The 23,692-nt window shown below is 66.3% G+C and carries 25 protein-coding genes and 1 riboswitch; of the genes, 20 read left to right on the forward strand and 5 right to left on the reverse strand.

Annotation, left to right across the window (positions count from 1 at the left end; genetic code table 11):
- The first annotated feature begins 110 nt into the window (after nucleotides 1-110).
- Entirely contained in the window at nucleotides 111-1,061 is a 951-nt protein-coding gene (locus tag C9I57_RS23780; RefSeq protein WP_308836368.1) for a tyrosine-protein phosphatase, read from the forward strand.
- Nucleotides 1,062-1,219: 158 nt separating this feature from the next.
- Here C9I57_RS23780 and C9I57_RS23785 read toward each other — a convergent pair whose 3' ends face one another.
- Together C9I57_RS23785 and C9I57_RS23790 are read right to left on the reverse strand one after the other, a co-directional pair.
- A complete protein-coding gene (locus C9I57_RS23785; RefSeq protein WP_107153059.1) occupies nucleotides 1,220-2,617 on the reverse strand; it encodes an ATP-binding protein in 1,398 nt (465 codons plus the stop codon).
- 6 nt (nucleotides 2,618-2,623) lie between these two features.
- A complete protein-coding gene (locus tag C9I57_RS23790) occupies nucleotides 2,624-3,448 on the reverse strand; it encodes a response regulator (protein WP_107153060.1) in 825 nt (274 codons plus the stop codon).
- Between the two features lie 641 nt (nucleotides 3,449-4,089).
- On the opposite strand from C9I57_RS23790, the gene C9I57_RS23795 reads away from it, so the two are divergent.
- From C9I57_RS23795 to C9I57_RS23805, 3 genes are read left to right on the forward strand one after another with little or no spacing between them, the layout of a single operon-like run.
- Nucleotides 4,090-4,272: a DUF6726 family protein gene (locus C9I57_RS23795; RefSeq protein WP_369008109.1), complete on the forward strand. Its 183-nt coding sequence runs from the start codon at nucleotides 4,090-4,092 to the stop codon at nucleotides 4,270-4,272.
- 36 nt (nucleotides 4,273-4,308) lie between these two features.
- Nucleotides 4,309-5,025: a hypothetical protein gene (locus C9I57_RS23800; RefSeq protein WP_107153175.1), complete on the forward strand. Its 717-nt coding sequence runs from the start codon at nucleotides 4,309-4,311 to the stop codon at nucleotides 5,023-5,025.
- Nucleotides 5,026-5,074: 49 nt separating this feature from the next.
- Nucleotides 5,075-5,770: a flagellar basal body L-ring protein FlgH gene (locus tag C9I57_RS23805; protein WP_107153062.1), complete on the forward strand. Its 696-nt coding sequence runs from the start codon at nucleotides 5,075-5,077 to the stop codon at nucleotides 5,768-5,770.
- A gap of 24 nt (nucleotides 5,771-5,794) precedes the next feature.
- On the opposite strand, the gene C9I57_RS23810 is transcribed toward C9I57_RS23805, so the two are convergent.
- From C9I57_RS23810 to C9I57_RS23820, 3 genes are all read right to left on the reverse strand, one after another.
- Entirely contained in the window at nucleotides 5,795-6,541 is a 747-nt protein-coding gene (locus C9I57_RS23810) for a response regulator (protein ID WP_107153063.1), read from the reverse strand.
- Between the two features lie 137 nt (nucleotides 6,542-6,678).
- Entirely contained in the window at nucleotides 6,679-7,251 is a 573-nt protein-coding gene (locus C9I57_RS23815; protein ID WP_107153176.1) for a hypothetical protein, read from the reverse strand.
- A gap of 224 nt (nucleotides 7,252-7,475) precedes the next feature.
- Nucleotides 7,476-9,239: an ABC transporter ATP-binding protein/permease gene (locus C9I57_RS23820; RefSeq protein ID WP_107153064.1), complete on the reverse strand. Its 1,764-nt coding sequence runs from the start codon at nucleotides 9,237-9,239 to the stop codon at nucleotides 7,476-7,478.
- A 217-nt stretch (nucleotides 9,240-9,456) separates the two neighbouring features.
- A riboswitch (TPP riboswitch) is annotated at nucleotides 9,457-9,578 on the forward strand.
- A 137-nt stretch (nucleotides 9,579-9,715) separates the two neighbouring features.
- On the opposite strand from C9I57_RS23820, the gene C9I57_RS23825 reads away from it, so the two are divergent.
- The 16 genes from C9I57_RS23825 (at nucleotide 9,716) to hisD (ending at nucleotide 23,642) form a co-directional block, all read left to right on the forward strand.
- The gene (locus C9I57_RS23825) at nucleotides 9,716-10,939 is read left to right on the forward strand and encodes an FAD-dependent oxidoreductase (protein ID WP_107153065.1); all 1,224 of its coding nucleotides are present in this window, start codon (nucleotides 9,716-9,718) and stop codon (nucleotides 10,937-10,939) included.
- A 9-nt stretch (nucleotides 10,940-10,948) separates the two neighbouring features.
- The gene (thiS, locus tag C9I57_RS23830) at nucleotides 10,949-11,146 is read left to right on the forward strand and encodes a sulfur carrier protein ThiS (protein WP_018440414.1); all 198 of its coding nucleotides are present in this window, start codon (nucleotides 10,949-10,951) and stop codon (nucleotides 11,144-11,146) included.
- Nucleotides 11,147-11,219: 73 nt separating this feature from the next.
- Complete coding sequence (locus tag C9I57_RS23835) at nucleotides 11,220-12,029, forward strand: thiazole synthase (RefSeq protein ID WP_107153066.1); 810 nt, start codon at nucleotides 11,220-11,222, stop codon at nucleotides 12,027-12,029.
- Nucleotides 12,030-12,052: 23 nt separating this feature from the next.
- Entirely contained in the window at nucleotides 12,053-13,168 is a 1,116-nt protein-coding gene (thiE, locus tag C9I57_RS23840) for a thiamine phosphate synthase (RefSeq protein ID WP_107153067.1), read from the forward strand.
- A 92-nt stretch (nucleotides 13,169-13,260) separates the two neighbouring features.
- A complete protein-coding gene (locus C9I57_RS23845; RefSeq protein WP_107153068.1) occupies nucleotides 13,261-14,088 on the forward strand; it encodes an ABC transporter ATP-binding protein in 828 nt (275 codons plus the stop codon).
- Nucleotides 14,085-14,861: a lipid asymmetry maintenance ABC transporter permease subunit MlaE gene (mlaE, locus tag C9I57_RS23850; RefSeq protein ID WP_107153069.1), complete on the forward strand. Its 777-nt coding sequence runs from the start codon at nucleotides 14,085-14,087 to the stop codon at nucleotides 14,859-14,861. Before C9I57_RS23845 ends, mlaE begins: the two co-directional genes overlap by 4 nt.
- 96 nt (nucleotides 14,862-14,957) lie before the next feature.
- The gene (gene mlaD, locus C9I57_RS23855; protein ID WP_107153177.1) at nucleotides 14,958-15,530 is read left to right on the forward strand and encodes an outer membrane lipid asymmetry maintenance protein MlaD; all 573 of its coding nucleotides are present in this window, start codon (nucleotides 14,958-14,960) and stop codon (nucleotides 15,528-15,530) included.
- A gap of 107 nt (nucleotides 15,531-15,637) precedes the next feature.
- Nucleotides 15,638-16,615, forward strand: a complete 978-nt coding sequence (locus C9I57_RS23860) for an MlaA family lipoprotein (protein ID WP_107153070.1) — start codon at nucleotides 15,638-15,640, stop codon at nucleotides 16,613-16,615.
- A 131-nt stretch (nucleotides 16,616-16,746) separates the two neighbouring features.
- The gene (locus C9I57_RS23865; protein WP_107153071.1) at nucleotides 16,747-17,391 is read left to right on the forward strand and encodes an MlaC/ttg2D family ABC transporter substrate-binding protein; all 645 of its coding nucleotides are present in this window, start codon (nucleotides 16,747-16,749) and stop codon (nucleotides 17,389-17,391) included.
- Between the two features lie 17 nt (nucleotides 17,392-17,408).
- Nucleotides 17,409-17,711, forward strand: a complete 303-nt coding sequence (locus tag C9I57_RS23870) for an STAS domain-containing protein (RefSeq protein ID WP_181321939.1) — start codon at nucleotides 17,409-17,411, stop codon at nucleotides 17,709-17,711.
- Between the two features lie 310 nt (nucleotides 17,712-18,021).
- On the forward strand, nucleotides 18,022-18,948 hold the full coding sequence (locus C9I57_RS23875; protein WP_107153073.1) for an ABC transporter ATP-binding protein: 927 nt from the start codon (nucleotides 18,022-18,024) through the stop codon (nucleotides 18,946-18,948).
- Between the two features lie 175 nt (nucleotides 18,949-19,123).
- Nucleotides 19,124-19,879: an ABC transporter permease gene (locus tag C9I57_RS23880; RefSeq protein ID WP_107153074.1), complete on the forward strand. Its 756-nt coding sequence runs from the start codon at nucleotides 19,124-19,126 to the stop codon at nucleotides 19,877-19,879.
- Between the two features lie 88 nt (nucleotides 19,880-19,967).
- Nucleotides 19,968-20,207 carry a BolA family protein gene (locus tag C9I57_RS23885; RefSeq protein ID WP_018440403.1) on the forward strand — a complete coding sequence of 80 codons (240 nt, stop codon included), beginning with the start codon at nucleotides 19,968-19,970 and terminating at the stop codon, nucleotides 20,205-20,207.
- Nucleotides 20,208-20,220: 13 nt separating this feature from the next.
- Nucleotides 20,221-21,600 (forward strand): UDP-N-acetylglucosamine 1-carboxyvinyltransferase, encoded by a 1,380-nt coding sequence (gene murA, locus C9I57_RS23890; protein ID WP_440130244.1) that lies wholly within the window; start codon nucleotides 20,221-20,223, stop codon nucleotides 21,598-21,600.
- Entirely contained in the window at nucleotides 21,597-22,262 is a 666-nt protein-coding gene (gene hisG / locus C9I57_RS23895) for an ATP phosphoribosyltransferase (RefSeq protein ID WP_107153075.1), read from the forward strand. The genes murA and hisG overlap by 4 nt, the downstream gene beginning before the upstream one ends.
- A gap of 57 nt (nucleotides 22,263-22,319) precedes the next feature.
- Nucleotides 22,320-23,642, forward strand: coding sequence for a histidinol dehydrogenase (hisD, locus tag C9I57_RS23900; protein WP_107153076.1), 1,323 nt, complete (start codon nucleotides 22,320-22,322; stop codon nucleotides 23,640-23,642).
- The last annotated feature ends 50 nt before the right edge of the window (nucleotides 23,643-23,692 follow it).

Consider the following 23,692-nt stretch of genomic DNA (forward strand, 5'->3'; position numbering starts at 1 on the left):
AAGCTTTCTGGCCGCGATAACCTTGCGATTTGCCGCTTCGCGGCGCGGGTGCGTTTGCGTTTTCGTCCTGCCGGCTCGCCGGCATCCGCTACTTGTCCTTAACCACTGCAATGACTCCGACCGCCAAAGTCGATTCGTCCTCCGGACGCATCGGCTTCGACATCCACCTTCCGCAGCGGACCGCGACTGAGGATGTATGCCGCTCGCGCCGCACGTTCCTGAAGGGGACGGCGAGCGTCATGCTTGCCGGCGCCGGCAGCGCGCTGCTGGCGGCATGTGGAGGTGGCGGGCCCGGTTCGGGCGATGCGGCGGCGACGCCACGCCTGGCCTCGGTCGAAAACTTTCGCGATGTGGGCGGGGCCGCGTCCGGCTATCCGACGATCGACGGCAAGGTCGTGCGACGCGGCGTGTTTTACCGTTCGAACGTCCTGGCGCCCAGCGCGGCCGATAAGGCGACGCTCGACGCGCTCGGCATCGCGGTGGTGTACGACTTGCGCACGCCTGGAGAGATCGCGCGCACGGCGGATGCGCTGCCCGTCGGCGCGGGCTATCAAACGATCAACGTGATCGGCGCCGACGACGTGGTGTCAGCGGCGTATGACACCCCAGCGGACGCGATCGCGGCGATGGAGCGCGCGCAGCGCGCGTATGTGCTCGGCGCCGCTCAGCGACAGGGTTTCGGGGCGCTGCTCATGCAACTGGCGGCGACGGCGGGCGCGCAGGTGATCCATTCGAGTTACGGCAAGGACCGAACCGGTTGGGCCGCCGCGCTGATGTTGAGCATCGCCAACGTGCCGTTCGACGTGATCATGCAGGATTACTTGCTGTCGAATACTTACGCGGCGGCCTCGATATCGGCGCGCGTCGCGGCCGTGTCGACACAGAGCGGGCAGGCGGCCGCGCTGGCCGATGCGCCTGCTTTCAGTGTGCAACCGAGCTTTCTACAGGTCGCCTTTGATCAGGTGCATGAGACGTTCGGGACGATGAATGCCTATCTGACCCAGGGGTTGGGGCTGTCGCCGGATCAGATCGATCGGTTGCATGATCGGCTGGTTGTATAGCGGGAATGGGCCTAGCTCTATAACGCTCCCCAGTTTCCTCGCGTGACCTTTTGGCCGTCCGAGAAAAAAAAGGTCCGCCCCGGCCATACAGGGCGGACCTAAAGGGGCTGGCATTTGCGGAGATGCCAGGCCCCCACTATAAGTCCGCCCCGGTCGCTTCAGGCCCGCCGGTAAGGCGGAGTAAGCTCGCCGCCCGCAACCCCAACCGCGATCGGCGGCGGATCGTCCGGATGTGTATGCGGCTCCGCCTGCATCTCATGCTGAGCCGGCAGAGGAAACGGCACAGGCAACGCCAATGCCACCGGCAGCGCGATCCGTACACGCAGCCCGCCGCCGGCATCGTTGCTGAGCTCGCAACGCCCACCCCGATCGCGTGCGAGCCGCGTCACAATCGCGAGCCCGAGGCCGCAATGGCCCGCGCTGCCGCGCGCCGGATCCAGCCGCACGAACGGTTTCATCGCCGCCGCCATGCGGTCCTCCGGAATGCCCGAACCATGATCGCGAACATCGATGACCCAATGCCGCTCCTCGCGCAACGTCGTGATTTCGACAGGCGGCTCGCCATGCTCGAACGCGTTGTCGACAAGATTCGTCATGAGCCGGTCGAGCAGCGTGCGCGGCAGCACGAACTGCGGTCCCGCTTTCAGATCGAGCGCAAAGAGCGGCGTGTCGGCCGGCGCATCGTCCGAATTGCAGAACTGCCGCTGAATGAATGCATCGACTTCGACGGGCGGCCCCGTTTCGGGTGTCTGGCCAGCGAACTCCAGAAACTGCTGGACGATGCTCGTCAGCGAATCGACATCCTCGATGAGCCCGCCCCGCTCCTCCTCGGCGATCAATACGCTCGCGCGCAGCTTGAGCCGCGTCAGCGGCGCTTTGAGGTCGTGCGCAACGCCCGCGAGCATTACCGCCTGATCGTCGCCGGCCTCGTTGAGCCGTCGCATCATGTCGTTGAAAGAAGCGATAAGATCGCGCAGCTCGCGCGGCCCGCTCTCATCCACCGCGTCGGGCCGCTGGCCCGCGCCGAACGCGGCGGCCGCATGCGCGACGCGGGCAAGCGGCCGCTGCATCTGCCAGGCAGCCCCGAGCGAAAGCAGGATCGCCGCGGCGAGCATCGACACGCCTTCGATCAGAAAGCGCGGCGGCGGCGGAATGTTGACGGGCACGATGACCCACATCGACTTGCCGGGGAATCGAACCCAGAGGCGCGGCGGGCGCAGGTCGTCCGCGGCGAACTCGGTGCCGGACGGCAGATGCGGACGCAGATGAGCGGTCAGCTCGACCAACGGTCTCGTGCGCGGCGTATGCAAGTGGATCGTCGACGGCACGTTCCACGTCGGCATCAGATGCACGCGCAACGCAGGCGCGAGCTCGGCGCTATCCCGCGTTTCCGAGTTGACGGCCTGTAACGCGAAAAGAATGCCGCGCGCGAAGCCATCGACCTCGTGATGCGGCTGCCGCGACATCAGCACGAACCAGCCGGCCTGAATCGCGAACAATACGGCCATCGACAGCAGCGCCATCCTGCCGAACAACGTATTGAGCGGATTCCTCATCGGCGATCACCGGCCGGCGGCGGACTCGTCGGCGGACTGAGCAGAGCGCGGATGGCCGGACGGTGGAGCAGGCTGGCCGGCGGACGAATCGGCCGCCTCGCTGGCGGCCGGCTCGCTGAACGGCGTGCCGTCGGCGTCGGGCACGAAAACGTAGCCCTTGCCTCGCACGGTCTGTACATAGCAGGGGTTGGCCGGATCGTCTTCGATCACGCGGCGCAACCTCCAGATCGGCACATCGAGGCTGCGGTCGCGAAACGGCAGGTCGTCGCGGTGCACGAGATCGTGGATCAGCACGCGCGAGAGCACCTTGTACGGATTGTTCGCGAAGATCTTCAAGAGCGCGAACTCGCTGTCGCGCAAGGGCAGCCGCTGATCGTCGCGCGTCAACGTGCGCGTGACGAAATCGAGCTCGAAGCGCCCGAAGCGGTAGCGCTGGCGCGCCTCCGGCGCGCTCGTCGTCGAGGGGCCGCGCCGCCGCAGCACCGTCTGGATGCGCGCGAGCAGTTCGCGCGGATCGAACGGCTTCGTCAGGTAGTCGTCGGCGCCGAGCGACAGGCCCTGGATCCGGTCCGTCACGCTGCCGCGCGCGGTGACGAAAATGACGGGAATGTCGTCGCCCGCCGCCCGCAAGGCGGTCAGCGCACGCAGCCCATCCGTCTGCGGCATCATGATGTCGAGCACGACGACCGACGGCCGCTCGCGTTCGAGCCGGCGCGCCAGATGGGTGCCGTCGTGCAGTACGGACGCCTCGAAACCGTTGTCCCGCAGGAAACGGCAAAGCAAATCACGCACGACGGGGTCGTCGTCGACGATGAGGACCTGTTGACTCATTCCGGAATTCTAGACTGAGCCGGGACCCAAAGGGCCGGTCGTTCCTTACCAAGGCTTACTTGAGGGCCGGGCCGCGTCCGTGAGCGCTCGCCGGCACAAGCGTCCCACGCTTTTTCGCGCTGGCGAAATCCGAGCTGCCCTTCCGTTTCACGCCCCGATTTTCTTACCGAATCGCTCCGCCGGAAAGGATTCTCCGCGCAATCGAAACGCGCCGTAACGACCGGATGAATCGGCGCGTTTCTTGGCCGATCGGACGTTCGACGGCGATTCGAGAATGCGTCGCATGGCATTGCCGCACCGTTGCCGAGAGCTCCGTCGAACGAAGCGTCTCACGGGCACGGCATTCCGACCGACTTCCTAAACGAGCAGCAAACGAGGCCACCAGCGATGACCGTTCAAAGAACTTCCGGCAGTCCGACGCCATTGTCGACCGTTTCGCCTACCAAGAGCGCGACGAAACCCGCTGCATCGCGCCCCGCGGGGACCGCAAAGGCAGACACTTCCTCGTCGAGTGATCTGACCTCCAAGTCATCGTCGCCGAGTGCGACGGGCCTCGTCGGCAATCACGTCAATACGACGGCGTGAGCGCGACATACTTGCGACGCCGGCGCACTCACGCGCCGCGTGCGCGCTTGCAGCGCTTGCGCAAAGCGGCGCGGCGCGGGGCCTGTTGGGCTGGCGCGGCGGCGTTGATGCTGTCGATCGGCGGCTGCGGTCTGGCCGCGTTTCCGTGCCGGGTCGTCTCCGCGACGCTCAAGGTCGTGCCCGGTGTCGGCGACGTGGCCGCGACGCCGTTCGACACCTGCGCATCGGCGATCGACTAGAGAGTTGCGTGTCCGTTGATGAGTGAGTCGCAAGCCATGAGACTCGTACCGTTCATCGGCGCGGCGTTCATAGCCGCCGCCATTTTGTCGGGCGCCTGCCTCGGCGCTCCGGCAGGAGTGCCCGCGCATTCGCGGCGGGCGAGCGTGCCCGCCGTCCACATCGAAAAGGCCGTGCAGCAGTCGAAGCCGTTCGCGTTTCGCGGCATTGCCCTCGGCATCACGCTCGATGAGTTCCGCGCGGGCCCCATGGTGCGGGCAACGCCGTCCGGCAGCGTGCCCGTTTGCGAGACCGACGTTGCGGCGGGCGCGCTCGGCATGGAGCTGCATTCGGACCAGAGTGTCACGGTGGCTTGCCGCTGGGCGCACCGGACAGCGGACGGCTGGCGGCGCTCGCAGGCCGTCGTCGATGGCTCGCTCGCGCAGGATCACGTGCTGCGTTTCGCACGCACGGCGGGGCAAGGGGAATATCGCCTCTATGAGATGTCGTTCGTCGTCGACGAAACCGTCGCGCGAGACTTGCGCGAGGCGCTCGCGCAACGCTATGGAGCGCCGCATCTGGCGACGGATGCGGCGCCGGACCCATCGCGCGGGGCCGCTCCGATTTACGTCTGGCGCAACGAGCTGAGCTCGATCACGCTCTGCTACCTGCCGGCGAGCCATAACGCAACGTTGACGTACTTGCTCAACGATCCGGACGCATGGCTGAAGTCGGTCGCGCGCCGCTGGCTCGACGACAGCGCCGATGCGGTATGAAGCGCGGCGCGCTCGTCGGTTCTCCTTTCGCCTGGTTCGAGGAAAGTCAATGTCCGCATTACGCTCCGCTCGCCTCATTGCCGTGCTTGGCGCAGCCGTCAGTCTGATCGCCTCGCTCAGCGCCTGCATGTTCGGCCACCCGAGCCCGTCGATCGTCGATGTGCCGATGAACCCACCGCTCTCCGCCGCGCCCGTGACCGTCAATACGATGGGCGCCATCTATCAAGCCGGCGCGCCGCTCGTTCTGTACGAAACGCCGCGCGCTCAGCACATCGGCGATGTGTTGACGATTCGCCTCTCGGAAAGCTATTCGGCCAACGACAGAACCGACTCGTCGGGCAAGCGCTCGGCGGACATGACGGCCCAGGCGGCTGACGGGGCGAACAAGGCCGTGCAGCGGCTCGCGAAGATGTTCAACGTCGGCTCCACGAGTTCGGATTTCAGCGGCACCGGCAGCATCGTCGACGCGCGCGGGATGTCGGGGACGTTGGCCGTCACGGTGATCGGCACGACGCCGAACGGCAACTTCGTCGTCGCCGGCGAGAAGGTGATCGCGCTCAAAGGGAACCGCGAGCGCCTGCGCCTCTCGGGCGTCGTCAATCCAAAAGATATCGAGTCCGGCAATTACGTGGAATCGAACAAGGTAGCCAACGCGCGCATCGAAGAGGCCGGCTTTGGCGCCCTCAACGACACGACGACGATGAGTTGGCTGCAGCGAATGTTCCTGAGTGCCGTGATTTTTTAGAAGCACGAAGAGCGCGACAGGCGCTCATGCATCGGTATCGGCAGGTAGGCAGCGCTCGGCCGCGCCGACGTCGCCCGCCGGCACGAAGACATACCCGCGGCCCCATACGGTTTGCACGTAGCGCGGCTCGGACGGATCGCTTTCGATGATTTGCCGCAGCCGCCAGATCGACACGTCGAGGCTGCGGCTGCGGTGCGTCTGCGCGCCGCCATGCAGTTTTTCGATCAGCTGCGCGCGCGAGAGTACAGTCATCGCATGCGTGACGAACACTTTCAGCGTCGCGAATTCGTTCGTGCTGATCGCTACGCGCTCGCCGTCGCGAAATAGCTCGCGCGTCGCGAAGCTCACTTCGAAGCGGCCGAAGCGATAAGGCGCACGCGCTTCAGGTGCGCCCGGCACGAGCGAGCCGCGGCGCCGCAAGACGGTACGGATGCGCGCGACGAGTTCGCTCGGGTCGAAGGGCTTGCCCAGATAGTCGTCGGCGCCCAGCTCGAGGCCGATCACGCGATCGATCACGTCATCGCGCGCAGTCAGCAAAATGACGGGCACGTCGTTGCCCGCGGCGCGCAGCGCGCGCAAAGCGCTGACGCCATCGAGCGCGGGCATCATGATGTCGAGCACGATGAGCGCCGGGCGTTCGGCTTCGAGCGTGCGCGCGAGCCCCATGCCGTCTTCGAGCAGCGAGACCGCGTAGCCGCGCTGCCCGAGATAGTCGCGCAATAGCTCGCGCACGACAGGGTCGTCGTCGACGACAAGAATCGAGGGGTTCATGGCCGGATGTTAAAAGAGAGCGCGTCATCCAGAAAAGCGCCAACTGCTTTCGAATCCTTACTACGCGGCTCGTCGGCGGGGAGAGCGCTGCCCTCGCTGTGCTTTCGAAGCCACTGCGGCGACTGACCGCGCCGCTTTCAATCCGCGAGCGGCGAGCTCAACGCCGAGGCGGATTCGACGCCGCGCTCGACGATCATTTTGTCGATGAGCCCTTTCACCTTCCCTGATGCGCTCGAGAATCGGTTCAGGTCGAGCTCGCCCGCCTCGTAGCGGGCCGTGACGAGGATTTGGCCGCGCTCGATCAACGTGAGGTCGATCTCCGCAAGATAGGCGACAGGTTGCGGCGCGTACGGACGACGGCCGTACGCAACCGACGCCGAGTAAGTGAGCTCGGCCTCGCAATTGGCCGGCGACGCGCCGGGGTTGTAGACGCCCGAGTTCACGCCGCGGCGCTCCAGCGCGAGCTGCAGCGCCGGCACGAGGTCGAGGGCCGAGACGTTCGGATTGAGCTCGATGCAGACCCTGTGGACGAGTGCCGGTCTACCCGTTACGAAGGCCGGTGCGGAGTAGTTCGCGGCGATCGCGTAACCTGCCTGGATGGTCGAGCCGGCCGCGTCGAGGGCGGTAAAGACGGTCCAGGCGCAGCCGCTCATGCCAAGCGTGGCGGCAGCCGCGAGGGCGACGGTCGGCGCGCGACACGCGAGCGACATGGGCGGGACTCCGATGGGGCGATGGATGAGATCGATCGCGAGGCGCAACGCGTCGATCGAAAACCGTCCCGCGTCCCTCGCTTACCATCGATGATCGCCGCAGCCGAGCCGCGCCGAAGCCACGAACAACCTGGCTGGCCGGCAACTGCTTTCGGGCTGTTGCGGGCGCTTGCAGGTGCTTTCGAGATGTTTCGGACTGCTTGTTATCGGCTCTGCGCCTCGCGTCAGGCCACCGCGCGTTCCTCATGGCGCTCGATATCGAGCGTGTGAGGATGAAACGCCGCGAGCGATTCGCGATGCGCGACGCTGACGATCGCCGTGGCCGGCAACCGCTCGTTGAGCAGTCGATAGACGTGCGCTTCGTTGCCCGGATCGAGCGCGCTCGTCGCTTCATCGAGGAAAACGAAATCGGGCTTGTGCAGCAGCACGCGCGCGGCGGCGAGCCGCTGCTGCTCTCCGGGCGAGAGCACGCGGGTCCAATGGGCCGATTCGGCGAGCCTGTCGACGTAGCCGTCGAGCCGGCAGGCGACGAGCGCTTCGCGGCACGCTTCGTCACTGAACACATCGGCTTGCGCCGGATACGTGAGCGCCGCCTTCAGCGTGCCGATCGGCAAATAGCTCTGCTGCGGCACGAACATCGTCTTCGCGCCGACCGGAACGTCGATGGCGCCGTCGCCGAACGGCCAGAGGCCGGCGAACGCACGCAGCAGCGTGCTCTTGCCGCAGCCGGATGGCCCGCGCACGAGCCAGCGCGAGCCCGGCTCGATGACGATATCGGAGATCGTCGCGAGCGGCGTGCCCTTCGGCAACGCGAGCTCGAGCCCGTGCGTGGAGAGCGAGCTCGAATCGACGTAGTGCAGATTGATGCCGCCGCGCGCGGTGGACGGCAGCACCGACTCTTTGAGATGCGTCGCCCGCATGACGCGTTTGAATTCGCGCAAACGGTTGACGGTGGCGCGCCATTCGACGAGCGACGAGTAACTGTTGATGAACCACGAGAACGAATCGCTGACGCTGCCGAACGCCTGCGCGATCTGCATGAGGACGCCCATCGTGTACGCCCCGGCGAAGTAGCGCGGCGAAGCGACGACGATCGGAAAGATGATCGCGATCTGGCCGTAGAAGCTCAGCACGAAGTTCATCCGCTTCGTGTACTTCATGATGAGCCACCAGTTGTCGCGGATGCGCGCGAATATCCCGCGGGCGTTCGTGTTTTCCGTGTCGATGCCGTTATAAAACGCGATCTGCTCGGCGTTCTCGCGCACGCGGATGAGCCCGAAGCGGAAATCGGCCTCGACGCGCTGTTGCTGATAGTTGATCGACACGAGCGGATGGCCGACCTTCTTGATCAGCAGCGAACCGCCGAGCGCGTAGAGCGCGGCGGCCCAGACCATATAGCCGGGAATGGTGAGCGGCGTGCCTCCGAGCGTGACCGTCAACGCTCCCGCGATCGTCCAAAGGATCGTGACGAACGAGATGAGCGTCACGACGGTCGAGAGCAGATCGAGCGAAAGGGTGAGCGTCGTCGTCGCGAAAGATTGCAGGTCGTCGCTCAACCGCTGGTCGGGGTTGTCGGCGAGCCGGTCGCGCTCGATGCGGTAGAAGGCGCGCTCCCCGAACCATTCGTTGAGAAAGCGGTTGGTGATCCATTGGCGCCAGCGGAAACCGAGCATCTGGCGCAGATACGTGCGGTAGACCGCAAGGATGATGTAAGAGAACGCGATGACCGTGAAGACGACGAGCAAATGCGGGAAGTGGCTGACGTCTTTTTCCTGCAGCGCGTTGTAGAACTGCGCGTTCCAACTGTTCAACCGTACGTTGATCCAGACGATCGCGAGATTCATTGCGACGATCGTGACGAGCAGCCCCCAGGCGACTTTCCATTCCTCGGAGACCCAGTACGGCTTGATCAGGCTCCATGCGGAGATGGAATCGGTGTCACGCGGTGCTCTGCCGCGCAGGGAAAAAGCAGCGTTGGATGGGGTCATGGAGTTCTCGATCGAAACCGGCTCGTGGAGCGGGATGCGCGCGAAGTACGGCAAGCATTGTTTCGCCGAGCTCTTAAAAGAGGCTTAACGGGGCGGGACCGAAACGGCCGCTCCTCGGCCAATGCAGGCGCTCACGTACACGTAGTCGGCACATTGTGCCAGAGCCGGAGGCCGACGGCCGTTTGCGGCTCCTTCGTCTTTTGTGGTCTAATGGCCAACGACGAAACAGGGGTGCTTCGTGCAGTGACGCGCGGCGTGACCGCGCTCAGGCGAGGCTGAGAGAGACCCTTCGCACCCGATCCGGGTAATACCGGCGCGGGAAGTTTCTCACCGGATCTGCGTGGGACGTTCATGGCGAACGTTCCGCTTTCCACCGGGCAGCGCCCACATTGCTGCGGCGCATTTCCCAAGGCTCGGTCGGCCCCAGCACCGGTTTCGTCCTTTGTACGGTGATCCGTACGGTAAGGATCGATCCGATGACCGCTCAATCTTCAGTCGTTTCAGCTGCGCGTCCCGATTTCGCCGTGCTCGGCGGCGGGCTATGCGGCCGGCTCGTCGCCTGGCTGCTCGCGGGCGACGGTTATCGCGTCGCCCTCTATGAGCGCGGCGACGCGGCTGGCACCGGCGCGGCGGCCTGGGTGGCGGCCGCGATGCTCGCGCCGCTCGCCGAAGCGGCGAGCGCCGAGCCGCTTCTCGTCGAGCTCGGCGCGGCCTCGCTCGAGCTCTGGCCGCGCCTCATCGCCGAGCTCCCCGAGCCGGTGTTCTTCCAGCGCAACGGCACGCTTGTCGTCTGGCACCGCGCCGATCGGCCCGAGGCTGCGTTGTTCGAGCGGCGCGTGCACGCGAACGCGCCGGCTTCGCTCGTGGCCGATGGCGGCCTCACCACACTCGACGGCGCCGCGCTCGCCGCCGCCGAGCCCGCGCTGGCCGGGCGTTTCAACCAGGGCTTGCTGCTGCCGCGCGAAGGCCAGCTCGACAATCGGCAAGTGCTCGCGGCGCTTGCTGCAGGACTCCAAGCGCGCGGCGTAGTCTCGCATTGGAACACGCCTGTCGCGGATGGGGCATTGCCGGCCGCTCACGTGACGATCGATTGCCGCGGCCTCGGCGCCAAGGCGGCGCTGCCGGCGTTGCGCGGCATTCGTGGCGAGGTGGCCCGCGTGCACGCCCCCGATGTCGCGCTCACGCGCCCCGTGCGGATGCTGCATCCGCGCTATCCGATCTACATTGCGCCGAAGGAGCGGGGGCTTTTCGTGATCGGCGCGACCGAGATCGAGGGCGAGGACATGTCGCCCGTCACCGTCCGCTCGGCGCTCGAGCTGCTCTCCGCGGCGTTCGCCGTGCATCCTGCCTTCGGCGAGGCACGTATCGTGGAGCTCAACGCGCAGTGCCGCCCGACATTGCCCGACCACCGTCCGGCGATCGTCTGGAATGGGGCGGCAACGATCGCCGTCAACGGTCTTTATCGTCACGGCTATATGATCGCGCCCGAAGTCGCGCGCACGGCGGCCGAGCTGGCCACCGCCGTCCATGCTCGCCGCGTGACGGACGCCGACGGCTTCGACGAGTGGCGCAATCAGGCGCGCTGGGCGCAAATGCTGCATTTCAGTGAGAACGAAGGGGCGGGCGGGTCCGGGCGTCGATCGCTTTCCGAGGCGCGCCGGCAACCCGGATATCGAAGTCATTCCGCCGAACCGACGTAGTTTGCAAACATGGAAATCGAGATCAACCACAAGCCCCTCACGTTGCCCGACGGCGCCACGGTGGCCGACGCGCTCGCCGCATTCGGCGCGCGGCCGCCTTTCGCCGTTGCGCTGAACGGCCAGTTCGTCGCGCGCGCACAGCATCCGGCGCGCATGCTGAACCCGGGGGACCGGCTCGACATCGTTCATCCCGTCGCGGGCGGCTGAGCGCGCGATCGTTACGTTTCGATCGGGACCGCCGCCGTCGCCCGTTGCTTGCTCAATGCCTGAGGATTCTTCAATGACTTCCGCTTCCGCCGCCGATCCACTGACGCTTTACGGTGTCGCCTTCGCGAGCCGCGTGCTGCTTGGCACGTCGCGCTACCCGTCGCTCGCGTCGCTCTCCGATTCCATCGAGGCAGCGCGGCCCGGCATGGTGACGGTCGCGCTGCGCCGCCAGATGCAGGCCGATACGGCCGAGGCGGGCTTCTTCGATCTGCTCAAGCGCCACGCCGTGCCGCTGCTGCCGAATACGGCCGGCTGCCAGACCGTCGACGAAGCCGTGACGACGGCGCATATGGCGCGCGAAGTCTTCGAGACCGAATGGATCAAGCTCGAGCTGATCGGCGACGACTACACGCTTCAGCCCGATCCGATCGGACTCGTGGAGGCGGCCGCGCGCCTCGTCAAGGACGGCTTCAAAGTACTGCCGTACTGCACCGAGGATCTGGTCGTGGGGCGCCGTCTCGTCGATGTCGGATGCGAGGCGCTGATGCCGTGGGGGGCGCCGATCGGCACGGGCAAGGGCATCGTCAATCCGTATGGCCTGCGTGTGCTGCGCGAGCGCCTGCCCGACGTGCCGCTCATCGTCGATGCGGGGCTCGGCGTGCCTTCGCACGCGTGCCAGGTCATGGAATGGGGGTTCGACGGCGTGCTGCTCAATACGGCGGTCTCGCAGGCCACGGACCCTGCCGCGATGGCGCGTGCGTTCGCGATGGGCGTCGAGGCGGGACGTGCCGCCTATCGGGCGGGGCCGATGGACGAGCGCGACAGCGCGCAGGCGAGCACGCCCGTCGTCGGCATGCCTTTCTGGCATCAGGATCCGGGCTGATCGCCCGGCCCCGGGAGGCACGCATGACGCGCACACTCGCCTTCGCCGACCGCGAAATCTTCTGGCCGCCGGCCGACGAGTTGACCGAAGCCGCCGAGCGCATTCGCGCGCGCCTGGGCGACTGGCCGCCGGCGGGCGAGCCTTGGCGCATCTGCCTGACGCCGCCCGACACGCCGCGCGCGGGCGATCTCATCGTCGCCGCCGGAGAGCGCAAGCATGGCGCGGATCCTGCCGACCGGGCCAAATGGCTCGCCGCGGGCGCGAGCGTCATCGATGCGGACGAGCACGGCGCGCGACTCACGACCGACAAAGGGCGTTATGCGCTCGCCGGGCCGCTCGCCGAGGACTGGCTGGCGGCGCTCGCGAGCTTTCTCGACTGCGGCTTCGACGCGCGCGACGCGCTCGTCTTGGCGCTCGCGTGGCGCGACGGCGACGAAGCCGATGCCGCGCGTGAAGACGCCTGGCCCGCCGATCTCACGCACTTTCCGCGCGTCGAGGGACTGCCGGCGGCGCCCGCGCAGCCGTTCGCGCGCTGCCCCGACCGGCTCGGGCTCTACGCGGTCATGCCGAGCGCCCCGTGGGTCGAGCGCGTGCTCGATCTCGGCGTGTCGACGGTTCAGCTTCGCGTGAAGGAGGCGAGCCCGGCGCTCGCGGCCGAGATTGCCGAGAGCGTCGCGGCCGGCCGCAGGCACGGCGCGCGGGTCTTCATCAACGACCATTGGCGCGAAGCCATCGATGCGGGCGCTTACGGCGTCCATCTCGGCCAGGAGGATATCGAGACGGCCGATCTCGCGGCAATCGCGGCGGCCGGCGTCAGGCTCGGCCTTTCGACGCACGGCTATTACGAGATGCTCTGCGCGCTGCATTTTCGCCCGAGCTATCTTGCCTTCGGCGCCGTCTTTCCGACGGCCACGAAGACGGTGGCGACGGCGCCGCAAGGCCTGGAGCGGCTGGCGCGCTACGTGCGTCTCGTCGGCGGGGCAGTCCCGCTCGTAGCCATCGGCGGGATCGACCTCGCTAAACTGCCGGCCGTGCTGGCGACGGGCGTCGGCAGCGCGGCCGTCGTCAGCGCGATCACGGGGGCGGACGATCCGGCCGCCGCCGTGGCGGCGCTCGAGCGCATCGTTGCAAAACGGTAACGGTCTTTTTGCACCGGAGTAACGCTGCGTCACGACAGTGTTTTCCCTAAGGCCCTATAATTCCGCTTCCGCATAAAGGGAGCGCCCGCTTCGTGCCGCCTTCTTCATCCGAGCCCATTCTCGAGTTGCGCAACGTCGATTTCGGCTACGACGACGACCGTCTCGTTCTATCGAACCTGAACATGCAGTTTTCGCGCGGCCAGGTCGTGGCCGTGATGGGCGCGTCGGGCGGCGGCAAGACGACGGTGCTGCGCCTGATCGGCGGCCTCGAGCGCGCGCGCCGCGGCGAGGTGCTTTTTCATGGCCGCGACGTCGGCAAGGAAAGTCGCGAAGGGCTTTATGCGCTGCGCCGGAAGATGGGCATGCTGTTCCAGTTCGGTGCACTTTTCACCGACATGACCGTCTTCGAGAACGTCGCCTTCGCCTTGCGTGAGCATACGGACTTGCCCGAGCCGCTGATTCGCGACCTCGTGCTCATGAAGCTCAATGCCGTCGGCCTGCGCGGCGCGCGCGATCTGGCGCCGTCGCAGATTTCGGGCGGCATGGCGCGCCGCGTCGCGCTCGCGCGCGCCATCGCGCTCGACCCCGAATTGATGATGTACGACGAGCCCTTCGCCGGTCTCGACCCGATTTCGCTCGGCATCACGGCCAATCTGATTCGCACGCTCAACCAGGCGCTCGGTGCGACGTCGATTCTCGTCACGCACGATGTGCCCGAATCGTTTGCGATCGCCGATTACGTCTACTTTCTCGCGAACGGCTCCGTGCTGGCCGAAGGCACGCCGGCCGAGCTGCGCGAATCGAAGGAGCCGATGGTGCGGCAATTCATCGATGGCGCGCCCGACGGCCCATTCCGTTTCCACTATCCGGCGAAGGCGCCGCTCGCCGCCGATTTCGGCGTCGCCGGAGACCGCGCATGATCGGCCTCATCAGTCTGCTCGGGCGCCGCGTGCTCGACGGCGTGGCCCGCACGGGTTACGCGACGCGCATCTTCGTGCGCCTCGTGCTCGAGTTGTTCGTATTGCTGCGGCGGCCGAATCTCGTCATCAAGCAGATCTACTTCGTCGGCAACTATTCGCTGCTCATCATCGCCGTATCGGGGCTCTTCGTTGGCTTCGTCCTCGGCTTGCAGGGCTATTACACGCTGAACCGCTACGGCTCGGAGAGCGCGCTCGGCCTGCTTGTCGCGCTGTCGCTCGTGCGTGAGCTCGGCCCCGTCGTCACCGCGCTCCTCTTCGCGGGCCGCGCGGGCACGTCGCTCACGGCCGAGATCGGCCTCATGAAGGCGGGCGAGCAATTGACGGCGCTCGAAATGATGGCCGTCGATCCGCTTGCCACGATCGTGGCGCCGCGCATGTGGGCCGGGATCATCGCGATGCCGCTGCTCGCGGCGATCTTCAGCGCTGTCGGCATTATCGGCGGCTACATCGTCGGTGTGCTGATGATCGGCGTCGATGCGGGTGCGTTCTGGTCGCAGATGCAAGGCGGCGTCGACGTCTGGGCCGATGTCGGCAATGGCGTCGTCAAGAGCGTGGTGTTCGGCTTCGCCGTCACGTTCATCGCGCTCTTTCAGGGCTATGAGGCGAAGGCGACGCCCGAGGGCGTCTCGCGCGCGACGACGCGCACCGTCGTCTACGGCTCGCTCGCCGTGCTCGGCCTCGATTTCATTCTGACGGCGTTGATGTTCAGCTAGCGCGTTTTGCGCTGGCCTCAATTGGCATAGTGGATGACCGGCGTCTTCAGGACGCGGATGGCATCGCGGGCGCGCCCGCGGTTCTTTAGGATGAAGATGAAAAAAACTGCTCTCGACTTCTGGGTCGGCTTGTTCGTGCTGCTGGGTTTCGCCGCCGTGCTGTTTCTCGCCTTGAAGGCCGGCAACATGAGCTCGCTCTCGTTTCAGGCGACGTACCCGGTGAAGCTCAAATTCGACAACATCGGCGGCCTCAAGGTGCGCGCGCCGGTGAAAAGCGCTGGCGTGGTCGTGGGCCGCGTGGCGTCGATCGGATTCGATACGAACACCTATCAGGCCGTCGTCACGATCGATATCGACAAGCAATATGAATTTCCGAAGGATTCGTCGGCGAAGATCCAGACTTCCGGTCTTCTCGGCGAGCAGTACATCGGCCTCGAGCCCGGCGGCGACAGCGAAATGCTGAAGCCCGGCGACACGATCGCGATGACGCAGTCGGCGATCGTGCTCGAGAACCTGATCGGGCAGTTCCTCTACGGGAAGGCAGCCGATATGGGTGCGTCGAAGGGCGGCTCGGCGGCGACGCCGCCCGCGGCGCCGGCAGCCGCTCCGGCGGCACCGCCTCCCGCACCGGCGTCGGCCAGTGCCGCGGCGTCGGGCGCCGGCGGTTGAAATGAAACGACCGGCGGGAAGCTGAAATGAAACGCGCCCTTTCTTCGCTGCCCGGCATCGGAGTGTCGCAAGGGTACGGCAGGCACCGACATTACGGAGAAAAATAAATGCAGACCACGCATGTAAAAAACGTGGCATTGGCCATTGCGGCAGCGGCGCTCGCCGGCTGTGCGTCCGTCCAGACGCCCACGCCCGGCGACCCGCTCGAGAGCCTCAACCGAGGGGTGTTCAAGTTCAACGACACCGTCGACACGTACGCGCTGAAGCCGGTGGCGAAGGGCTACCAGCGCGTGGTGCCGGACCCGGTGCGCAAGAGCGTCACGAACTTCTTCTCGAACGTCGGCGACGTCTACATCGCCGCGAACGAGCTGCTGCAGCTCAAGATCGCGGACGGCGTCGGCGACATCATGCGCGTCACGATCAATACGATCTTCGGCGTCGGCGGCCTCTTCGACGTCGCCACGTTGGCCAAGCTGCCGAAGCACTCGTCGGACTTCGGCATCACGCTGGGGCATTACGGCGTGCCGTCGGGTCCTTACCTCGTGTTGCCGCTGCTCGGGCCGAGCACGGTGCGCGATGCGGCCGGGCTCGTCGTCGATTACTATGGGAATCCGCTCAGCTATGTCCAGCCATCGTCGGTCAGCTGGGCGCTTTACGGTGTGAATCTCATCAACACGCGTGCGAATCTGCTCACGACGACCGATGTGCTCCAGGCCGCGGCGATCGACAAATATTCGTTCATCCGCGGTGCTTATCTGCAGCGGCGGCGCTTCCTGATTTCAGGCGGCGATGGCGCCGCTCCGACCTACGAGCAGCCGCCGCCGAATTATGATGATGGGTCGTCGGGCGCGGCCCCGACGCCGGCACCCGTACCCGCATCGGGGCCGGCCGGCGCGGCGCCGGCCGGCCCGTCGGCTGCTTCGGGCGCCACGGCCGCTGCGCAACCCGCTGAAGCGGCCTCGGGAGCGTCGGGCGTGGCCGCGCCGGCGCCGCTCGGTGGGCCGGACGGCGAAACGGTGCCGGGCCAGCAGTATGTCCCGCCGCCGCAGCGCACCGGCTTCCCGGTGATTCGCATGCTGAAGTGAAACCGCCCCCGCGCGCGCTCGATGACGCGTGGGGACGTAACAGTTCGACACGAATCTTGCTCGATCGGGCTGGACCGGGCTCGAACTTGCACGGTACTGTAACCGAGCTTTCACGGAACTTAGGATTGACGATGAAAAGATTCTTTCTGATTTCTCTGTTTGCCGCGTTCGTTTCTTTCTCGAATGCCGGTTTTGCGCAACAGGCGGTCAACAACGTCGACACGGGCAATCCGGACACCATGATCAAGACGGTGACCGGGCGCGTGCTCGACACGCTGCGCACCGACAAGTCGATCAAGAGTGGCGACATCAACCGCATCACGCAGGTCGTGAATCAGGAAATCCTGCCGTACACCGACTTCCGCCGCACGACGCAGCTCGCGATGGGCCGCGCCTGGCGCACCGCGACGCCGCAGCAGCAGGACCAGATGGTCGAGCAATTCAAGATGCTGCTGATCCGCACTTATTCGGGCGCCCTCTCGCAATTCCGCGATCAGCAGATCGAGTTCAAGCCGTTCCGAGCCTCGCCGACCGATACCGACGTCGTCGTGCGCAGCTCCGTCATCAGCAACGGGCAGCCCGTCGAGCTCGACTATCGTCTTTACAAGACGCCGCAAGGCTGGCGCGTCTACGACCTGAACGTGGCGGGTGCGTGGCTCATTCAGGCCTATCAGCAGCAATTCACGGAGAAGATCAACGAGGGCGGCGTGCAAGGCCTGATCGACTTCCTTACGCAGCGCAACGAGCAGCTCGCGGCCGGCAAGCAGCCGTCTTGAGTGACGCAAACCGCACGATGAACCGCTTTACGACCGGTACGACCATCACGCACGCGAGCGCGAAAGCCGCGCTCGGCGCCGGGCTCGCGAGCATCGAGGCCGGCGCGTCGGGCGTCGACTGCTCGCCGCTCGCCGAGTTCGATTCCTCGGCGCTCGCCGTCTTGCTCGCCTGGCGGCGCGCGGCTGAAGTGCGCGGCGGCAACTTCGAAATCGTCGATCTTCCCGCCGGCCTCGCAAGTCTTGCCGAGGCTTACGGCGTCCTTGGGCTCGTCGCGGCGCGACATCGACGCTCGCAGGAAGGGGCCACGGCCGAACTCTGAAGCTCGGCGGCGGCGGACGGGCGCGCCGACATCCGCCTCCCTTCGTCCCGCTTCGACAGCCTCTTGATGGTCGCCGAGCCATCGGCTGACCGCCTCTTCCCGCGAGCGATCCCGCACCCAATCGGCCAACGGAGAGTTGGCCTATAATCAACCGTTTTTCCGGACATCCGTTCCGCCCCGCATTTCGGGGGGACGGTCAGACCCGGATGAACGGGGCAGCGGCTATCTAGGCGTCGGTTTTCGCCTGCCGCGTTGCCAGCATTCAAACGTCGAACCCAAGGCGCGCCGCCGGCAAAGGCCGCGCACATCCATGTCAGCCATAGAGATCCGCAACGTCAAGAAGCGCTACAAGGCACTGCAAGCGCTCAAAGGCGTCAGCTTGACGGTCGACGAGGGCGAATTCTTCGGCCTGCTCGGCCCCAACGGCGCGGGCAAGACCACGCTGATCAGCATCCTCGCGGGACTGGCGCGCGCCGACGAAGGCAGCGTGTCGGTGCTCGGGCACGATGTCGTGACCGATTTCCGCGGGGCGCGCCGCTCGCTCGGCGTGGTGCCGCAAGAACTCGTGTTCGACCCGTTCTTCACGGTGCGCGAGACGCTGCGCATCCAGTCGGGCTATTACGGACTGCGCCGCAACGACGACTGGATCGACGAGGTCATGGCGAATCTCGATCTGACCGAAAAAGCCGACGCGAACATGCGCGCGCTGTCGGGCGGCATGAAGCGCCGCGTGCTCGTCGCGCAGGCGCTCGTGCACCGGCCTCCCGTCATCGTGCTCGACGAGCCGACAGCCGGCGTCGACGTCGAGCTGCGCCAGACGCTCTGGAAATTCATTTCGAGGCTCAATCGCGAGGGCCATACGATCGTTTTGACCACGCATTACCTCGAGGAAGCGGAATCGCTGTGCGATCGCATCGCGATGCTGCGCCGAGGCGAGGTGGTCGCGCTCGACAGCACGAGTGCGCTGCTCGCGCGCTTCGCCGGGATGCAGCTCTTCGTGCGGCTCGCCGCGGGCGTGCTGCCCGTTGAGCTGCGCGCGCTCGAAGTGGAGCCGTCGGCTCCGGGCGCACGCCAGCACTTGCTGCGGCTGTCGAGCTATGACGAGGTCGAGCCGATCCTCGCGCGCTGCCGGGCGGCCGGTTGTACGTTCGAGGAAATCGACGTGCGCAAGGCTGATCTCGAAGACGTTTTTGTCCAGTTGATGAGCGGGCCTGAGCTGGTCGAGGGCTTAGCATGATGTTACGACCCCCACGCTCATTACATTCGCTGCCCCCTCCCACACGGGGACTTCCTGGCTGCGCCTGCGGCGCATCTGCGGGGCGCGTGGGGGCGGCCGCCTCCCTTGGGGCGGCCCGGCGGGAGGCGGCATGCGACCGACCCTAACGACATCCGCCGCGCCGGAGCGAACCGCCATGAGCGGTTTTCGCACGCTGTTCTACAAGGAGACGCTGCGCTTCTGGAAGGTTTCGTTCCAGACGGTGCTCGCGCCTGTCGTGACGGCGCTGCTTTATCTGGCGATCTTCGGCCATGCATTGCGCGGCCACGTCGAGGTCTACCCCGGCGTCGGGTACACGAGCTTCCTAATCCCCGGTCTCATCATGATGAGCGTGCTGCAAAACGCGTTCGCGAACAGCTCGTCGTCGCTGATCCAGTCGAAGATCACGGGCAACCTCGTTTTCGTGCTGCTGCCGCCGCTCACGCATTGGGAGCTGTTCAGCGCCTATGTGCTCGCGTCGGTCGTGCGCGGACTCGCGGTCGGCTTCGGCGTTTTCATCGCCACGATCTGGTTCGTGCCGATGACGTTCGCCGCGCCGCTCTTCATCATCGGATTCGCCGCGCTCGGCTCGGCGCTGCTCGGCACGCTCGGTCTCATTGCCGGCATCTGGGCCGAGAAGTTCGATCAATTGGCGGCGTTTCAGAACTTCCTGATCATGCCGCTCACGTTTCTTTCGGGCGTGTTCTACTCGACCCACACGCTGCCGGATATCTGGCGCCAGGTGTCGCGGCTGAACCCGTTCTTTTACATGATCGACGGCTTTCGCTACGGCTTTTTCGGCGTGTCAGACGTCGATCCGCTCGCGAGCCTCGCCGTCGTCGCCGCGTTTTTCGTCGTGATCGCCGCGCTCGCGATGCGTCTCATCGCATCGGGCTACAAGCTGCGCCACTGAAAATGAAACAGACCCCACGCCCCGAAGGAAGTCCCGTGGGGACGCGTACTGGCGCGCGGAACCCGAACTAAGCAAGGAGCTTGAAACCATGTTGCCGACTCCCGAGGTAGTCAAGCAATACATCACGGCGGGGCTGCCGTGCACCCATATCGAAGTCGAGGGCGACGGCCAGCACTTTTTTGCGACGATCGTCTCCGAGGCGTTCGAGGGCAAACGCCCGATTCAACGTCATCAGCTCGTCTATGCGGCGCTCGGCGATCGCATGCGGGCGGAAATCCACGCGCTGAGCATGAAGACACTCACGCCGGCCGAATGGCAAAACGCATAATTCAGGAACCGTAGTGCGCATTACACAAGACGAAACGAGCGGCGCCGGCGGCGCCGCGGCAGAGAGCAGGGCCGAGGGCGAAGCCAACCAGGGACAAATGAGCATGGACAAGCTTGCGATCGAAGGCGGCCGGACACTTTCCGGCGAGGTCGGCATATCGGGCGCGAAAAACGCGGCGCTGCCGATTCTTTGCGCGAGCCTGCTCGCCGCCGACCCGATCCATCTCGAGAACGTGCCGGACCTCAAAGACGTGCGCACGACGCTCAAGCTGCTGACGCAGATGGGCGTTCGCGCCGAGACGGCGGGCGATGCGGTCGCGCTCGACGCGACCCATGTCGACAATCCCGTCGCGTCCTATGACCTCGTGAAGACGATGCGCGCATCGATCCTCGTGCTCGGACCGCTCGTCGCGCGCTTCGGCGTCGCGAAGGTATCGCTGCCGGGCGGCTGCGCGATCGGTGCGCGCCCCGTCGATCAGCACATCAAGGGCCTGCAGGCGATGGGCGCCGAGATCAGCATCGAGCACGGCTATATCGAGGCGCGCGCCAATCGCCTGAAGGGCGCGCGAATCGTCACGGACATGATCACGGTCACGGGCACCGAGAATCTTTTGATGGCCGCCGCGCTCGCCGAGGGGCAAACGATCCTCGAAAACGCGGCGCGCGAGCCCGAGGTCAGCGACCTTGCGCGTCTGCTCGTCGCGATGGGCGCGAAGATAGAGGGCATCGGCACGGACCGGCTCGTGATCGAGGGCGTCGATAAGCTGCATGGCGCGCGGCATGCCGTCATTCCCGATCGCATCGAGGCGGGCACATTCCTGTGCGCGGTGGCGGCGGCCGGCGGCGACGTCACGCTGCGCGACGTGCGCCCCGAAACGCTCGACGCCGTGACGGCGAAGCTGCGCGAAGCCGGCGTGACGATCGAGGAAGGCGACGACTGGATCCGCGTGCGGATGCACCGCCGTCCGACGGCCGTATCGGTGCGCACCTCAGAGTACCCGGCGTTCCCGACCGACATGCAGGCGCAGTTCATGGCGCTCAATGCGATCGCCGAGGGCGCGGCGCAAGTCGTCGAGACCATTTTCGAGAACCGCTTCATGCACGTGCAGGAGCTCAATCGGCTCGGCGCGAACATCAGCGTCGACGGCAACACGGCGCTCGTCGCGGGCGTGCCGAAGCTATCGGGCGCGACCGTCATGGCGACGGACCTGCGCGCCTCCGCGAGCCTCGTCATCGCGGGGCTCGTCGCGGACGGCGAGACGCTCGTCGACCGGATCTATCACCTCGATCGCGGTTACGACCGGATGGAGGAAAAGCTGACAAAGATCGGCGCCCACGTGCGCCGCCTCACCGGCAGCGCGGCGAATGCCGCGGGCGTGGGGAGCTTCGCATGAGCGCCCCGCAGTTGACGCTCGCGCTTTCGAAAGGGCGTATTTTCGAGGAAACGATGCCGCTGCTCGCCGCGGCCGGCGTGCAGGTCTCGGAAGACCCCGAGACCTCGCGCAAGCTGATTCTCGGAACGAGTGCGCCGAACCTGCGCGTCATCATCGTGCGCGCGACCGACGTGCCGACTTACGTCGAGTACGGCGCGGCCGATTTCGGCGTGGCCGGCAAGGACGTGCTGATCGAGCACGGCGGCAGCGGCCTTTATCAGCCCGTCGATCTGAACATCGCGCGCTGCCGGATGTCGGTGGCGGTGAAAGCCGGCTTCGACTATGCGAACGCAGTGCGCCAGGGCGCGCGCCTGCGCGTTGCGACGAAGTACGTGCAGACGGCGCGCGAGCACTTCGCGGCGAAGGGCGTGCACGTCGACCTGATCAAGCTCTACGGCTCGATGGAACTCGCGCCGCTCGTCGGGCTGGCCGATGCGATCGTCGACCTCGTCAGCACCGGCGGGACGTTGCGCGCGAACCATCTCGTCGAGGTCGAGGAGATCATGCCAATCTCGTCTCGCCTCGTGGTGAATCAGGCTGCGCTGAAGCTGAAGCGCTCGGCGCTCGAGCCGTTTCTCGATGCGTTCGAGAGCGCATCGCGACGCGGCGGTGGCCAGGCGTAAGACGGCGGCGCCGAACGATCACGAGATCGGCGCGCCTTTACCGGAACGGATACCAGCATGTCTCTGAAGATTCGCAAACTCGATTCGAGCGCCGCCGGTTTCGATGCGGCGCTCGCGGCGGTGCTCGCCTTCGAGGCGAGCGAGGACGAGGCGATCGAGCGCTCCGTCGCGCAAATTCTTGCCGACGTGAAGCGGCGCGGCGACGCGGCGGTGCTCGAGTACACGAACCGCTTCGACCGGCTCGACGCGTCGAGCGTCGCCGCGCTCGAGCTGCCGATCACGGAGCTCGAGGCGGCGCTCGAAAGCCTCCAGCCGAAGCAGCGCGCGGCGCTCGAAGCGGCGGCCGCGCGCGTGCGCGGCTACCATGAGAAGCAGAAGATCGAATGCGGCAGCCATAGCTGGCAGTACACGGAGGCCGACGGCACGGTGCTCGGCCAGAAGGTGACGCCGCTCGATCGCGCGGGAATCTACGTGCCCGGCGGCAAGGCCGCGTACCCCTCGTCGGTGCTGATGAATGCCTTGCCGGCGCGCGTGGCCGGCGTGCGCGAGATCGTCATGGTCGTGCCGACGCCCGACGGCGTGAAGAACCCGCTCGTGCTGGCGGCGGCGCTCATCGGCGGCGTCGATCGCGTCTTCACGATCGGCGGCGCGCAAGCGATCGGCGCGCTCGCGTACGGCACCGAGACGGTGCCCGCGGTCGACAAGATCTGCGGCCCCGGCAATGCCTATGTGGCATCGGCGAAGCGCCGCGTGTTCGGCACGGTCGGCATCGACATGATCGCCGGGCCTTCCGAGATTCTGGTTCTGTGCGACGGCACGACCGATCCGCGCTGGGTCGCGATGGATCTCTTCTCGCAGGCCGAGCACGACGAGCTTGCTCAATCGATTCTGCTCGCGCCCGACGACGCGTTCATCGCGCGCGTCGAAGAGGCGATCGCGGAGCTCCTGCCGACGATGCCGCGCCGCGACGTGATCCAGCGCTCGCTGGAAGATCGCGGCGCGCTCGTGAAGGTGCGGGACATGGCCGAGGCCTGCGCGATCGCGAACCGGATCGCCCCCGAGCATCTCGAGATTTCGGCGCTCGACCCGCAGCAGTGGGCGAACGAGATTCGCCATGCGGGCGCGATCTTCGTCGGCCGCTTCACGAGCGAAAGCCTCGGCGACTACTGCGCCGGGCCGAACCACGTACTGCCGACGTCGCGCACGGCGCGCTTTTCGTCGCCGCTCGGCGTCTACGATTTCTTCAAGCGCTCGAGTGTGATCGAAGTCAGTGCCGAGGGCGCGCAGACGCTCGGCGAGATCGCGGCCGAGCTTGCTTATGGTGAAGGGTTGCCGGCACATGCGAAGAGTGCCGAATACCGCATGAAGCAAACCGGGTGAAGCGAAAGACCCAATGGCCAGGAAGGACACGGGCCGGACAACCGGCTGAA

The sequence above is a fragment of the Trinickia symbiotica genome (assembly GCF_003028655.1).
GTDB lineage: Bacteria > Pseudomonadota > Gammaproteobacteria > Burkholderiales > Burkholderiaceae > Trinickia > Trinickia symbiotica_A.